The sequence below is a fragment of the Rhodococcus sp. WB1 genome (assembly GCF_001700945.1).
Lineage (GTDB): Bacteria > Actinomycetota > Actinomycetes > Mycobacteriales > Mycobacteriaceae > Rhodococcus > Rhodococcus aetherivorans.
In genome coordinates, this window is record NZ_CP015529.1 from 2,480,904 (window position 1) to 2,495,267 (window position 14,364).

General features: G+C 73.5%; 13 protein-coding genes. 7 read left to right on the forward strand and 6 right to left on the reverse strand.

All coding sequences use genetic code 11. From position 1 onward, the window contains the following. Positions 1-67: 67 nt before the first annotated feature. From A4U64_RS10920 to A4U64_RS10930, 3 genes are all read left to right on the forward strand, one after another. Complete coding sequence (locus tag A4U64_RS10920; protein ID WP_231772819.1) at positions 68-1,150, forward strand: LacI family DNA-binding transcriptional regulator; 1,083 nt, start codon at positions 68-70, stop codon at positions 1,148-1,150. Between the two features lie 46 nt (positions 1,151-1,196). Further along, on the forward strand, positions 1,197-2,123 hold the full coding sequence (locus tag A4U64_RS10925) for a glycoside hydrolase family 68 protein (protein ID WP_006945759.1): 927 nt from the start codon (positions 1,197-1,199) through the stop codon (positions 2,121-2,123). 77 nt (positions 2,124-2,200) lie between these two features. Then, positions 2,201-3,280 (forward strand): ABC transporter ATP-binding protein, encoded by a 1,080-nt coding sequence (locus tag A4U64_RS10930; RefSeq protein WP_029543775.1) that lies wholly within the window; start codon positions 2,201-2,203, stop codon positions 3,278-3,280. A 99-nt stretch (positions 3,281-3,379) separates the two neighbouring features. On the opposite strand, the gene A4U64_RS10935 is transcribed toward A4U64_RS10930, so the two are convergent. Then, positions 3,380-3,811, reverse strand: a complete 432-nt coding sequence (locus A4U64_RS10935; protein ID WP_006945761.1) for a PPOX class F420-dependent oxidoreductase — start codon at positions 3,809-3,811, stop codon at positions 3,380-3,382. A gap of 64 nt (positions 3,812-3,875) precedes the next feature. Between A4U64_RS10935 and A4U64_RS10940 the strand changes: the two genes are divergently transcribed. Both A4U64_RS10940 and A4U64_RS10945 read left to right on the forward strand, forming a co-directional pair. Next, positions 3,876-4,706 (forward strand): cobalamin biosynthesis protein CobG, encoded by an 831-nt coding sequence (locus tag A4U64_RS10940; protein ID WP_006945762.1) that lies wholly within the window; start codon positions 3,876-3,878, stop codon positions 4,704-4,706. 77 nt (positions 4,707-4,783) lie between these two features. Further along, a complete protein-coding gene (locus A4U64_RS10945) occupies positions 4,784-6,250 on the forward strand; it encodes a dihydrolipoyl dehydrogenase family protein (protein WP_065922550.1) in 1,467 nt (488 codons plus the stop codon). A 9-nt stretch (positions 6,251-6,259) separates the two neighbouring features. Here A4U64_RS10945 and A4U64_RS10950 read toward each other — a convergent pair whose 3' ends face one another. Continuing rightward, positions 6,260-7,006 (reverse strand): SDR family NAD(P)-dependent oxidoreductase, encoded by a 747-nt coding sequence (locus tag A4U64_RS10950; protein WP_006945765.1) that lies wholly within the window; start codon positions 7,004-7,006, stop codon positions 6,260-6,262. Between the two features lie 77 nt (positions 7,007-7,083). Between A4U64_RS10950 and A4U64_RS10955 the strand changes: the two genes are divergently transcribed. Further along, entirely contained in the window at positions 7,084-7,482 is a 399-nt protein-coding gene (locus tag A4U64_RS10955) for a pyridoxamine 5'-phosphate oxidase family protein (RefSeq protein WP_006945766.1), read from the forward strand. A 6-nt stretch (positions 7,483-7,488) separates the two neighbouring features. Here the strand turns inward: A4U64_RS10955 and A4U64_RS10960 are convergent, their stop codons facing one another. Beyond that, a complete protein-coding gene (locus A4U64_RS10960; protein ID WP_006945767.1) occupies positions 7,489-8,619 on the reverse strand; it encodes a M24 family metallopeptidase in 1,131 nt (376 codons plus the stop codon). 27 nt (positions 8,620-8,646) lie between these two features. On the opposite strand from A4U64_RS10960, the gene A4U64_RS10965 reads away from it, so the two are divergent. Continuing rightward, a complete protein-coding gene (locus A4U64_RS10965) occupies positions 8,647-9,630 on the forward strand; it encodes a 5'-3' exonuclease (protein ID WP_044476482.1) in 984 nt (327 codons plus the stop codon). Positions 9,631-9,649: 19 nt separating this feature from the next. Here A4U64_RS10965 and A4U64_RS10970 read toward each other — a convergent pair whose 3' ends face one another. From A4U64_RS10970 to tatC, 3 genes are all read right to left on the reverse strand, one after another. Further along, positions 9,650-10,477 (reverse strand): DUF4333 domain-containing protein, encoded by an 828-nt coding sequence (locus A4U64_RS10970; RefSeq protein WP_006945769.1) that lies wholly within the window; start codon positions 10,475-10,477, stop codon positions 9,650-9,652. Between the two features lie 107 nt (positions 10,478-10,584). Continuing rightward, on the reverse strand, positions 10,585-13,314 hold the full coding sequence (locus A4U64_RS10975; RefSeq protein ID WP_006945771.1) for a DEAD/DEAH box helicase: 2,730 nt from the start codon (positions 13,312-13,314) through the stop codon (positions 10,585-10,587). Between the two features lie 9 nt (positions 13,315-13,323). Beyond that, entirely contained in the window at positions 13,324-14,283 is a 960-nt protein-coding gene (gene tatC, locus A4U64_RS10980; protein WP_029543765.1) for a twin-arginine translocase subunit TatC, read from the reverse strand. Between the last annotated feature and the right edge of the window lie 81 nt (positions 14,284-14,364).

Genomic DNA, 14,364 nt, shown 5'->3' on the forward strand with positions numbered 1-14,364 from the left:
AAGCGCTTCCGAAGCGTATGTCGGAAGCGCTTCCGAAATCAAGGTCGATCGGTCTACCATCGGGCTTGTGTCCAATCGACCTGCAGCGTTGAGCCTCAGCGACGTCGCCCGGGAGGCCGGGGTCTCACTGACGACGGCTTCACGCGCCCTCAACGACTCGTACGGTGTGTCCGCGGCGACGAAGGCGAAGGTCCTCGCCACCGCCCGCCGTCTCGACTACGTCGTCTCCCCGGATGCGGTCCGCCTCGCCGGCGGCCCGACACGACGGGTGGCGCTGGCCGTCCCCCACATCGAGCGCTGGTTCTTCGGCGAGATGGTGAGCGGCATCGAAACGGTGCTCTCCGCGGCCCACTTCGACCTGTTGCTGTACCAGGTCGGCGGCCCCGACGACCGCCACGACTTCTTCACCCGGCTGCCCGCCCGCCGGAAGGTCGACGCCGTCGTGGTGGTCGCATTCCCGGTCGACCAGCACGAGCAAGAACGGCTCGCCCTGATGGGCGTCAGCATCATCGCCGCCGGCGGGCAGAACGCCGACTACCCCTACGTCTGCATCGACGACTATCGTGCCGGCCGCCTGGCCGTCGACCACCTCCTGGAACTGGGCCACCGGCGCATCGCCATGATCGCCGCCCACGACCCGGACCAGCCGGGCTGGCCGGCCCGCCCGGGCCGCTCGGCGGCGTACGTCGACGCCCTGACCGAGGCCGGGATCGCGGTCGATCACGCTCTCATCCGCGACGTCGACTGGGGCGGCCTCAACGCCGCATCGGCGATGGCCGACATTCTCGACGCGGCCCCGGAGCGCGCCCCGACGGCTGTGTTCGCGCACAGCGACGAACTCGCCCTCGGCGCGATCAGAACCCTGCGCCGCCGGGGCCTGCGGATACCCGACGACGTCTCCGTGGTCGGGATCGACGATCACCCCCTCGCCGCACTCACCGACCTGACCACGGTGCACCAATCCGTCCGCGAGCAGGGCGAGATCGCCGCCCGCCTGGTCCTCGAAACGCTGAATCCCAGCCCCACCGCGGACGGCGGCGTACCCACCGCCGTCACGGCCCCGGTGACACTCACCGTCCGCGCCAGCACCGGACCGGCGCCGGACCGAAGGCGGCCGACAGCGGCGACCGCAGACGACTCTCCGTGCTGAGAGCACGACGGTCGCGCCCCGATTGCCGAACACCCCAGGAGACCTGATGCGCCTCGCCCTTCCCGACCACTGGGTCTGGGACAGTTGGATGACCGACGACGGCACCGACTACCACCTGTTCTTCCTCCGCGCCTCGCGCGCCCTGCAGGACCGCGAACGCCGCCACTACCGTGCGGCCATCGGACACGCGACCTCGCGGGACGGCGAGCAATGGACCCTGACCGCCGACGCAGTGGCGGCCTCCGACGCCCCGGCGTTCGACGACCTCGCGACCTGGACCGGCTCCGTCGTCCGCGACACCGGCGGACGCTGGAGCATGTTCTACACCGGCGTGAGCCGGGCCGAGAACGGCCTCGTACAACGCATCGGCCGCGCAACCTCCTCGGACCTGGTCACCTGGACCAAGGACCCCGACCTCGTCCTCGAGGCCGACGGCCGCTGGTACGAACGCCTCGGCGAGGGCACCTGGCCGGACGAAGCCTGGCGCGACCCCTACGTCTTCGAACACGCCGGTCGGTGGCACATGCTGATCACCGCCCGCGCCAACTCCGGCGATCCCGAGGGCCGCGCCGTCGTCGGCCACGCCACCAGCAAGGACCTGAGCCACTGGCACATCCACCCCCCACTCTCGACGCCCGCCGGATTCGGCGAGATGGAAGTCCTGCAGGCACACACCGTCAACGGGAAACCGGTCCTGGTGTTCTCCTGCGCGCCCAAGAACACCAGCGTTCACGCCGGGCACCAAGCGGGGACCTGGATCGCCGAAGGACAGTCCCCGCTCGGGCCGTGGAAGATCACCGAGGCGGCGAACATCGACACCGCCGACCTGTACGCGGTGCAGATGCGGCGGACACGGGACGGCAACTGGACGACGTGGGGCTTCGACAACGGCGACGGACCGCAATTCGGCACCATCTCCTCCTCGAGTTACGTGCCGTTCACCGGTACCGACAGTTCGACCACGACGCCCTGACAGCACCGATACCCACACCACTCACCTCACTCGGATCGTCCGGCACGTTCCTGCCGGTGGAGGGACTCTCTTTTCTCATGGCAACCATCACGTACGACCACGCGACCCGACTGTTCCCCGGTTCGGACTGCCCCGCGGTGGACCAACTCGACCTGCACATCGAGGACGGCGAATTCCTCGTCCTGGTCGGCCCGTCCGGCTGCGGTAAGTCGACGTCGCTGCGCATGCTCGCCGGCCTCGAGGACGTCGACGGCGGTCGCATCACCATCGGCGGCCGCGACGTCACGCACGCCGAACCCAAGGAACGCGACATCGCGATGGTGTTCCAGAACTACGCCCTCTACCCGCACATGAGCGTCGCGGAGAACATGGGCTTCGCGCTCAAACTCGCCGGTACCGACAAGTCCGAGATCCGCCGCCGCGTCGCCGAGGCCGCCGACATGCTCGACCTCGGCGCGTATCTGGACCGCAAGCCGAAGGCGTTGTCGGGGGGCCAGCGGCAGCGAGTTGCCATGGGCCGCGCCATCGTCCGCCAGCCTCAGGTGTTCCTCATGGACGAGCCGCTGTCGAATCTCGACGCGAAGCTGCGGGTGCAGACCCGGACGCAGATCGCCCAGTTGCAGCGCCACCTGGGCACGACCACCGTCTACGTCACGCACGACCAGGTCGAGGCGATGACGATGGGCGACCGGGTCGCCGTCCTCCAGGGCGGGGTGCTGCAGCAGTGCGCGTCACCGCGCGAGCTCTACCACCGGCCCGCGAACGTCTTCGTCGCCGGATTCATGGGTTCACCGTCGATGAACCTGTTCACCGTGCCCGTCACCGACGGCGGAATCCGCTTCGGCGGGCAGGTGATTCCGGTGCCGCGGGACACCCTGGCGGCCGCCGGCCGGGAGGTTGTCTTCGGGATCCGGCCCGAGCACGTCGAGATCGCCGACTCCGGCGGACTGAAACTCGAGGTCGACGTGGTCGAAGAACTCGGCTCGGAAGCGTTCATCTTCGGACGCACTCAGGTGGGCGGACGGCACGAGCCAATGGTGGCCAGGGTCCACTGGCGAAATCCACCGGAGAAAGGCCAGGTCGTGCACGTCCGCATCGACCCGTCGCACGCCCACGTCTTCGCCACCACCCCCGGCGGCGCCCGGCTACCGCACTAGCAGCACAGCTGTCGAGGGCTTCGTGCCTCGCACCCCGGACCGCCGGCATCGGATGTGCGCCGACGCGCTCTCAGCTGTGCGGCATCGCTGCGCTCCCCGTCACCCGCCGTGCCCGGGGGCCGGGGTGCCCGTCTCCGGAGCGGTGGCGCCCGCGTCGACGGCGCAGGCGATGCCGACGGTGCCGGCGCGGCCGCGGCGCAGCACGCTGCCCTTGACCGTGAGCCACCCGAGGATCCCGTATCTGCGGGCGATCACGGCCCGCGCCCGCTCGGTGCCGGCGGCATCGAGCACGGTGGCGGTGCCGGGGACCGCGTCGCTGCGCGGGTTGCCGCGCACGTCGCACACCGCGAGGGTGATCCGCGGATCGCGGCGCAGCCGCTTGACCTTGTAGGAGTCGGTGACGGTCCACACCAGCAGCCGGTCGGCGTCGGCGGCCGCCCACACCGCGGTCGGCACCGGGGTGCCGTCCTTGCGGAACGTGGTCAGCAGCACGTACTTCGCGGCGGCGAGGTCGGCGAAGGTCGGGGTCATGGGGCACACCCTACGGAAAACCGCGCCGCCGGCGCGCCGACCGGCGCCGTCTAGCCTGGAGGGCATGCCGCATGCCCATGATCCCGCCGTGGCCGACCTGGTCGAGGTGCCCCTCCCGGGGGGCCGGCTGACCGCGGCGCAGCTGCAGGTCCTCGCCGAACTCGCCCACGAGCACGCCGGGGGCACCCTCGTCCTCACCGCCGGCGGCCTCGGGATGCGCGGGGACCGCACCGAGCTCACCGCGCGGCTGACCGGTCACGGCTTCGACCTGCCCGGCGAGCACCGGCACCGCCTGCTCGTCTCGCCGCTGTCCGGTCGCATCGGCGGGCACGTGGACGTGTGGGAGACGCTGGCCGGGGTGCAGGACCGCCTCGACGGGACCGTACCGGACCGCGAGATCGTCGTCGGGATCGACGACGGCACCGGCGACATCGCGGCCCTGGCCCCCGAGGTGGGGGCGTTGGCGTTGCCCGACGGGCGGTGGGCGCTGCTGCTCGACGGCACCGACTCGGGGGTGCGCCTGCCCCCCGGCGACGTCGTCGAGGCGCTGGTCGCGGCGGCGCAGCGGCCCCGCCGCGCCGGCGTCGCCGCGACCCTCGCGGCCCTGGGCCTGGAGCCGTCGGAGCCGGCGGCGCCGCACCCGCCGGCCCCGGCCCGGCCCGTGGGATGGCTCGACCAGCCCGACGGGGCGGTCACCCTCGGCGGCGGTCTGCCCGGGGCGGTGCTGCCGGCGCGGATGGCGGAGTTCCTCGCGGCCGTGGACCGCCCCCTGGTGGTGACGCCGTGGCCGGTGCTGTTGCTGTGCGACCTCGACGAGTGGGCCGCCGAACAGGTGGTGCGGGTGCTCGCCCCGATGGGGCTGATCTTCGACGCCGACTCCCCCGCCCTGCGCTGATCCGCGCCGCGGCCGCCGCATTCCGGGGTCGCCGCATTCCGGGGTCGCGCGGTCCGGGCGCGGCCTACCGTGAGGTCATGACCATCGGTGCCGGTTCCGAGTCCGACGTGTTCGATGTCATCGTCCTCGGCGGCGGGCCCGCCGGGGAGAATGCCGCCGACTATGCGATCGCCGGCAGCGACCGCACCGCGGTGCTGGTCGAACACGAACTGGTCGGCGGCGAATGCTCCTACTGGGCGTGCATGCCGAGCAAGGCGCTGCTGCGACCGGGGCAGGTGCTCGGCGCGGCCCGGCACATGCCCGGCGTCGCCGCCAAGGTCGCCGCGCACGGCGTCGACGTCGCCGACGTCCTCGCCCGCCGCGACGCGTTCACCAGCGGCCGCGACGACGCCGCGCAGGTCGAGTGGGCCCGCGGCGCCGGGATCGACGTCGTGCGCGGGCACGGCCGGCTGAGCGGGCCGTGCGAGGTCACCGTCGACGGCCCGCAGCCGCGCCGGCTGCGGGCACGGCACGCCGTGGTGGTGGCCACCGGCACCACCGCCGCCGTCCCCGACCTGCCCGGGCTGCGCGCCGCCCGGCCGTGGACGTCGCGGGACGCGACGAACCTGCAGCAGGTGCCGCGGCGCGCCGCGATCGTCGGCGGCGGCGTCGTCGCCTGCGAGGTCGCCACGTGGCTGCGCGAGCTGGGCACCGAGGACCTGACGATGCTGGTGCGCGGGGAGCGGCTGCTCGCCCGCACCGAACCGTTCGCCGGCGACGCGGTCGCCGCGGCGCTGCGCGAGCACGGCGTGCGGCTGCGGTTCGGCACCACGGTGGCGGAGGTGTCCCGCCCGGACGTCGCGGACACCGGCGTGGGGCGCCTCCACGGCGGCCCGGTGCGGCTGCGTCTCGACGACGGCGGCGACCTCGAGGTCGACGAGCTGATCGTCGCGACCGGACGCCGGCCCGCCACCGCCGACCTCGGTCTCGACGCGGTCGGGGTGGCCGGGGACGGCCCGCTGCGCACCGACGACCACATGACCGTCGCCGGGACGGACGGACGCTGGCTCTACGCCGTCGGCGACGTCACCGGCCGGACGGCGCTGACGCACATGGGCAAGTACCAGGGCCGGGTGTGCGGCGACGTGATCGCCGCCCGCGCCGAGGGCCGCGACCTCGACGCGCCGCGCTACCGGGCGAGCGCCGACCACGGGCAGGTGCCGCAGGTGGTGTTCACCGTCCCGGAGGTTGCGTCGGTGGGCCGCACCGCCGCCGGCGCCCGCGCCGACGGCCTCGACGTCGAGGTGCTCGAGGTCGACATCGCCGTGGCCGGATCCGCTTTGGCCCGGGACGATTTCACCGGCCGCGCCGCCCTCGTCGTCGACCGCGCGACCGACACCGCGGTGGGGGCGACGTTCGTGGGCACCGAAGTGGCCGAGCTGCTGCATGCGGCCACCGTCGCGGTGGTCGGGGCGGTGCCGCTCGAGACGCTGTGGCATGCGGTACCGGCATATCCGACGGTCGGCGAGGTGTGGTTGCGGCTGCTCGAGTCGCGCCGCCGCTGACCGCGCCGGTCAGCGCGGCAGCCGCCGCCAGATCGGGCGCGGCAGCAGCCGCATCCCGAAGAACACCGGCCGCAGCACCGCCGGCACCCACACCTCGCCGCGGCCGCGGTGCAACGCCCGCACCGCCGCATCGGCGACCCGGTCCGGGGTGCTCGACAGCGGCGCGGGGCTCATGCCCTCGGTCATCCGGCCGATCACGAACCCGGGCCGCACCAGCAGCAGGGACACGCCGCTGCCGTGCAGCGCGTCGGCCAGGCCGGCGGCGAATCCGTCGAGGCCGGCCTTCGCGGAGCCGTACACGTAGTTCGCCCGGCGCACCCGCACCCCCGCCACCGACGAGAACACCACGATCCGGCCCGAACCCTGGGCGCGCAGCTGCGCCGCGAGGTGCGTGAGCAGCGCCACGTGGGCGACGTAGTCGGTGTGCACGATCGCGACGGCGTGGGCGGCGTCGTGTTCGGCGCGGCGCTGGTCGCCGAGGATGCCGAACGCGAGGACCGCGACGTCGATCGGGCCGTACAGGGCCCGGATGTCGGCGAGAACCTGCTCGTGGGTGTCGAGCCGGTCGGCGTCGAACTCGACGGTGTGCACGGCGGCGGCCCCGGCGTCGAGCACGGCGCGGCGCTGCGGCTCGAGGTCCCCGGCGCGGCGCGCGGCCAGGACCACGGTGCGGCCGCGGGCCAGCCGCACGGCCACCGCCGCCCCGATCTCGCTGCGGCCCCCGAAGACGACGATCGAACCCTGCTCGTTGCTCACCGCACCAGTGTGCCCGGGCGGCGCCGGGGCCGTCCGGGGCGGGTCCGGCGGTGCCGGGTTCGGCTACCGTCGCAGGCATGGCCCGAACCCCCGCCGCGCTCGGCGATGCCGCGCTGCAGTTCCTCACCGAATACCATCTCGGCACCCTGACGACGCTGCGCACGGACGGCAGCCCGCACGTGGTGGCCGTCGGCTTCACCTGGGACCCGGACGCCGCGGTGGTGCGGGTGATCACCAACGCGACGTCGCAGAAGGCGCTCAACGCCGAGCGCGGCGGGTACGGCGCTGTCAGCCAAGTCGAGCGCGGCCGCTGGCTCACCCTCGAGGGTCCGGCCCGGGTGCGCACGGACCCGGAGGCCGTCGCCGAGGGGGTGCGCCGCTACACCGCGCGGTACCGGCCGCCGCGGCCCAACCCGACCCGCGTGGTGGTGGAGATCACCGTCGAACGGGTGATGGGTTCGGTGCTGGACCGGTAGGGCCGGTCATCCCGGCAGCTCGGTCAGCCCGTGCGGCCGGTGGTTGAGCGGCTCGCAGCCGTCCTCGGTGACCACCACGATGTCCTCGATGCGCGCACCCCATGCGCCGCGGAAGTAGATGCCCGGTTCGATGCTGAACGCCATCCCGGGCCGCAGCACATCGGTGTTGCCGTCGACGATGTACGGCTCCTCGTGCACGGACAGCCCGATGCCGTGCCCGGTGCGGTGCACGAACACCTCGGCGAGGCCGTGCGCGGCGAGCACGTCGCGGGCGGCGGCGTCGACCGAGGCAGCGCTGACCCCGGGCCGGACCGCGTCGACGGCCGCCTGCTGCGCGGCCTCGAGCAGCGCCACCTTCGCCGCGACGTCCGCGGCGGGCGCGCCGAGGCTGTAGGTGCGGGTGGAGTCGGAGTAGTAGCCGGGCTCGACCGGGCCGCCGATGTCGACGACCACGACGTCGCCGGGTTCGAGGACCCGGTCGGAGACCTCGTGGTGGGGGTCGGCGCCGTGCGGGCCGGAGCCGACGATGACGAACGCGGCCTCGGTGTGGCCCTCGGCGACGATCGCGGCGGTGATGTCGGCCGCGACCTGCGCCTCGGTGCGCCCGGGCCGCAGCCACCGTCCCATCTGCGCGTGCACCCGGTCGATGGCGGCGCCGGCGCGGCGCAGCGCCTCGACCTCCGCGTCGTCCTTGATCATGCGCAGCTGCCGCACCACCTCCGTCGCCAGCACGGGCGGCACCGCGAACCGGGTCGCGAGCGGCACCAGGTGCAGGGCGGGCATGGCGTCGGCGACCGCGGTGCGCGGGCGCTCCGGCAGCAGCGCCGCCACCTGCGCGTACGGGTCCTGCCCGTCGACCCAGTCGTGCACCGGCAGGTTCAGGTCCGCGGCGGCGGAGTCGGTGAGGGCGGCCAGCTCGAGCCGCGGCACGACGACGGAGGCGGGGGCGCCGTCGGTGGGCACCACCAGGCAGGTGAGCCGTTCGAACGATTCCGCCCGCGAACCGAGGAGGTAGCGCAGGTCCGGGCCGGGGGTGACGAGCAGCGCGTCGAGGCCGGCGTCGCGGCCGAGGGCGGCGGCCCGGGCGAGACGGTCGGCGTATGCGGAGGCGGGGAAGCGGCGCGCGGGGGAATTCATGCGGACAGCGTAGTGGCGTTTGGCAGGATGATCGTCGTGACTGCGACGCCGGCGTCCGCCGCCCCCGTGCCCCCCACCGGCCCGTTGATGCTGCTCGACGGGGCGAGCCTGTGGTTCCGCGCGTTCCACGCGCTGCCCGAGTCGCTCACCGCCCCGGACGGCCGCCCGGTCAACGCGGTGCGCGGGTTCACCGACATGGTGGCGTCGCTGATCACCAAGCATCGGCCGGCGCGGCTGGTGGTGTGCCTGGATCTGGACTGGCGGCCGGCGTTCCGGGTGGCGGCGGTGCCGAGTTACAAAGCGCACCGGGTGGCCGCCGGCTCGGACGGCACCGTCGAGGAGGTGCCGGCGGCGTTGCCGTCGCAGGTGCCGATGATCACCGACGTGCTGGCCGCCGCCGGCCTCGCCACCGCCGGCGCGGCCGGGTTCGAGGCCGACGACGTGATCGGTACTCTCGCCGCCGGTGAGTCCCGGGATCCGGTGCTGGTGGTCAGCGGGGACCGGGACCTGCTGCAGGTGGTGCGCGACGGCTCGGTGCCGGTGCGGGTGCTGTACGTCGGGCGGGGCCTGGCCAAGGCCGAGCTGTTCGGGCCGCCCGAGGTGGCGGCGCGGTACGGGCTGCCACCCGAGCGGGCCGGCGCGGCCTACGCCGAGCTGGCGGCGCTGCGCGGGGACCCGTCGGACGGGTTGCCGGGGGTGAAGGGCGTCGGGGAGAAGACCGCGTCGACCCTGCTGCTGCAGTACGGGTCGCTGACGGCGCTGCGCGCGGCAGCGGTGGACCCGGAGTCGGGGCTGGCGAAGGGGGTGCGCGGCAAGCTGATCGACGCCGGCGCGTATCTCGACGCGGCGGTGCCGGTGGTGCGGGTCGCCACCGACGCCCCCGTCCGGGTGTCGCGGCCGGACACGGTGCCGTCCACCCCGGTCGATCCGCAGGCGCTGGAGCGGCTGGCGCAGGAGCTGGGGATCGGGCGGTCCGTCGCCCGGTTGACCGCGGCGTTGGCCGCGGGGTGAGGGCGACGGACCGGCGCGCTCAGTTGGGGCGGCTGACCTCGTAGGTGCCCTCGTCGTCGGTGAAGGTCACCGTCACCGACCGGAACTGGCCGTCCACCGTGAGGGTGCACTCGAAGCTGTTGCCCGCCTTGACTTCTTCACCGTCCGGGCACTGCACGTCGGAGACGTCGGTGGCGCCGTAGGACTCGGTGAGGACCTTCTCGACGCCGGCCTGCGCGGCCTCGGGGTCGAGGGTGTCGTTGCCGCCGAGGAGCAGCACGGCGCCGATGATCGCGCCGATCACCACGAGCCCGGCGACGGCCAGGCCGACGATCAGCCCGGTCTTCGACTTCTGCTGCGGCGCACCGGCATTCCATTGGCTCGCGCCGGTCGACCCCCACTGCTGGCCGGGTTGCTGTCCCCACTGGGGCTGACCCTGCTGGGGTTGTCCCCACTGCTGGCCCTGGCCGGGCTGCTGCCCCCACTGCGGCTGGCCCTGCTGCGGCTGGCCGGGGGTCTGCTGACCCTGCTGGCCCCACTGCTGCCCCTGGGCGGGCTGCCCCCACTGGGGCTGACCCTGCTGGGGTTGTCCCCACTGCTGGCCCTGGCCGGGCTGCTGGCCCCACTGCTGGCCGGGGGTTTGGCCTTGGCCGGGTTGCTGCCCCCACTGCGGCTGACCCTGCTGCGGCTGGCCGGGGGTCTGCTGGCCCTGCTGGCCCCACTGCTGGCCGGCGGGCTGCCCCTGCTGCGGCGTGCCGAACGCCTGCGTCGGGGCCGGCCCCTGCTCGGCTCCGGAGGACGGCGGGGGCGACGGCGCCCACTGCTTGGTCGAATCGTCGGAATCCTGCGGGTCGTGCGGACCGCTCATTGTCGCCTCCACCTGCCTTCGCTGTGTCCAATTACCGTAGCCGTAGCGCCCCACCCACCACGAGAAAGCCGTGTGGCAGCGCGCGTATCAAACCACACGCGGTGTCGTCACGCCGCATCGACCGCGACGACACCGCGCCGGATCGCGCCGATCGCCCGGGCGGCGGTCTTCGCGATCTGAGGGTCGACCGCGCCGGTGCGGATCTGGTCGAGCAGATCGATCACCTGCCGGCACCAGCGCACGAAGTCGCCCGCCGACAGGTCGCGTCCGGCGGCCCCGGCGGCGATCAGGGCCTCCGTCAACGACTGGGTGCTCACCCACGTGTAGATGGCATCGACGAACCCGGGATCCGGTTCGCGGGTGGGGGGCAGCTTGAAACGAACCTCGTCGGCGCGCAGCTGCCCGCACAGGCGGACGGTGTCGGCGAGCGCGCGGCGCAGCGGCCCGGTGGGCCCGTACTCGGTGGCGCCCTCCTCGACGCGCGCCTCGTACACCACCGCCGAGACCACCGCGGCGAGCTCGGCGGGCGAGAGTCCCGCCCACACGCCGTGGCGCAGGCATTCGGCGACGAGCAGGTCGCTCTCGCTGTAGATGCGGGCGAGCCGCTCCCCCGCCTCGGTGGTCGACGGGTCGTCGCCGGCGGTGAGGTAGCCCCGCTCGGTCAGCAACGCGACGATCCGCTCGAAGGTGCGAGCGAGGGAGTTGGTGGTGGCCGCGGACTGGCGGCGCATCTGTGCGACCTCCCGGCCGAGCCGGTTGTAGCGTTCCCCGAGCCGGGCGAGGCGGTCGAGGTCGGGATGCTGGTGGGCCGGGTGCCGGCGCAGGCGCCGCCGCAGGTCGTCGATCTCGCGGGTGTCGCCGTTCTTGGCGTGCTTGGGGCGGCGCGGCGCGGAAATCCCGGTGCTGCGCAGCGCCGACGCGAGGTCACGGCGGGCCCGGGCGGTGCGGGCGTCGGCGTGCCGGGGCAGCCGGAGCTTGCCGAGCGCGGTGGCCGGTGCCGGGAAGTCCGCGGCCGAGACCCGCCCGGACCAGGCGTCCGCGGTGACCACCAGGGGCCGGGGGTCGGTGACGTCGGTGTCGGTTTCGAGGACGACGGCCAGTCCGGTGCGCCGGCCGCCGGGGATGGCGACGATGTCGCCGCGGCGCAGCGCGAGCAGCGACGCGACCGCGGCCTGCCGGCGGTCCTGCCGGGCCTGGCGTTCGCGTCGGCGTTCGAGCTGGGTGAGTTCCTCACGCAGCTGCAGGTAGTCGATGATGTCGCCGTCCTCGCCGCCGAGCTGATCGCGGAGCTTGGCGAGGGCCTTCTCGTTGCGTTCGATGCCGCGGGTCAGGCCGACGACCGACTTGTCCGCCTGGAACTGGGCGAAGGACCGTTCGAGCAGCGCCCGGGAGTGCTCGGCGCCGACCGCGTCGATCAGGTTGACCGCCATGTTGTACGACGGGCGGAACGAGCTGCGCAGCGGGAAGGTGCGGGTGGAGGCGAGCCCGGCGACGTCGGCGGGCTCGAGGCCCGGCTGCCACAGCACCACCGCGTGGCCCTCGACGTCGATGCCGCGGCGCCCGGCCCGCCCGGTGAGCTGGGTGTACTCGCCGGGGGTGAGCTCGGCGTGGGTTTCGCCGTTGTACTTGACCAGCTTCTCGAGCACCACGGTGCGGGCCGGCATGTTGATGCCCAGGGCGAGGGTTTCGGTGGCGAACACCGCCCGCACCAGGCCGCGGACGAACAGGTCCTCGACGGTGTGCCGGAAGGCCGGGAGCATGCCGGCGTGGTGGGCGGCGATGCCGCGTTCGAGGGCGGCGCGCCACTCCCGGAAGCCGAGCACCTCGAGGTCGGCGCGCGGCAGGTCGCCGGTGTGTTCGTCGACGATGGCCCGGATCTGCGCGGTCTCGGCGTCGGAGGCCAGGTGCAGACCGGCGCGCAGGCACTGGCCGACGGCGGCGTCGCAGCCGGCACGGCTGAACACGAAGGTGATCGCCGGCAACAGCCCCTCCCGGTCGAGGCGGGCGACCACCTCCGGACGCGGCAGCGGCCGGAACCCGATGCGCCCGCGGGGACCGCCCCACCGGCCGGTCGAGTCGAGGGCGGCGCGGCGGCGCACCTGCTCGACGAGTTCGCGGTTGACCACGACGCCGCGGCGGCCGGTGCCGTCCGCGGCGTCCGGGTGCGCGGTGGATTCGAACAGGTCGAAGATGCGGGGGCCGACCATGACGTGCTGGTGCAGCGGGATGGGCCGCACCTCGTCGACGACGACGGTGGTGTCGCCGCGCACGGTCTCCATCCAGTCGCCGAACTCCTCGGCGTTGGAGACGGTGGCGGACAGGCTGACCAGGCGCACGTCCTCGGGCAGGTGCAGGATGACCTCCTCCCACACCGCGCCGCGGAACCGGTCGGCGAGGAAGTGCACCTCGTCCATCACCACGTGGGTCAGCCCGATCAGGGTGGTCGAGGAGGCGTAGAGCATGTTGCGCAGCACCTCGGTGGTCATCACCACCACCGGGGCATCCGGGTTGACGGACTGATCGCCGGTGAGCAGGCCGACCGAGGCCTTGCCGTAGCGGGCGACGAGATCGGCGTACTTCTGGTTGCTCAACGCCTTGATGGGGGTGGTGTAGAAGCACTTGCTGCCGGCGCGCAGCGCCAGGTGCACGGCGAACTCACCGACGACGGTCTTGCCGGCGCCGGTGGGGGCGCACACGAGCACGCCGTGCCCGCCCTCGAGGGCGCGGCAGGCCTGCACCTGGAACGGATCGAGCGGGAAGGACAGCTCGGCGGCGAATTCGGCGAGCCGGGGCGGCAGCGCGGTCGCGGTGGATCCGGTGTCGGTGGAGTCGGTCACAGGCGGCGGCTAGAGGGTGTCGGAGTAGTCGGGCGGCGCGGGCCGGGCCGTGGGGCCGGGCGGCACCGTCGAGGTGGGCGCGGGCACCGGGGTGGGTGCCGTGATCGGGGAGCTCTCGTCGTCGTCGAGGTCGCCCCAGCCCTGTTCCCGGTCGCGGCGGGCGCGGCGCCTGTCGTTGAGGCGGGCGAGCTGGATGGCGAGTTCGAGCAGCAGGGTCAGGGCCGCGGCCAGCGCCAGCATCGAGAACGGGTCCTGGCCGGGCGTGGCGATGGCGGCGAAGACGAACATCGCCATGATCAGCCCCCGCCGCCACGACTTGAGCTTGGCGTAGCTGAGCACCCCGACGGCGTTGAGCGCGACGATGACGAGGGGAATCTCGAAGGACACCCCGAAGATCACGAGCAGGTTGATGATGAACCCGAAGTACTCCGAGCCCGACAGCGCGGTGACCTGCACGTCGTTACCGACGGTGAGCAGGAACGACAACGCGTGCGAGACCACCAGGTAGGCCAGGACCGCGCCGGCGACGAACAGCACCGCGCCGGAGACGACGAAGCCGATCGCGTAACGGCGTTCCTTGGCATACAGGCCGGGGGTGATGAACGCCCACAGCTCGTACAGCCAGATCGGGCAGGCCAGCACGATGCCCGCGGTCAGCGCCACCTTCAGCCGCAGCATGAACTGTTCGAACGGTCCCGTGGCGAGCAGCCGGCAGCTGTCGTCGGCGCTGATGTCGGCGCGCGCGGACGCCGGCAGATCACAGTAGGGGCCGCGCAGGATCTCGCCGAGGCTCGGGAGCCCGAACAGGCCGGCGCTGTACCAGACGAACCCGACGATCGTGGTGAGCACCACGGCGGCGAGGGCGATGAGCAGGCGGGTGCGCAGTTCGTAGAGGTGCTCGACCAGCGACATGGTGCCGTCGGGATTGGTCTTGCGCCGGCTTCGACGCGGATCGAACGGGATGCGCACGGTGCGGTTCTCAGCTCCTGTCACGGCCGCCGGGATCAGCGGAGGACCGGGACATCCGCACGGATGCCCCGGTCAGGGAAA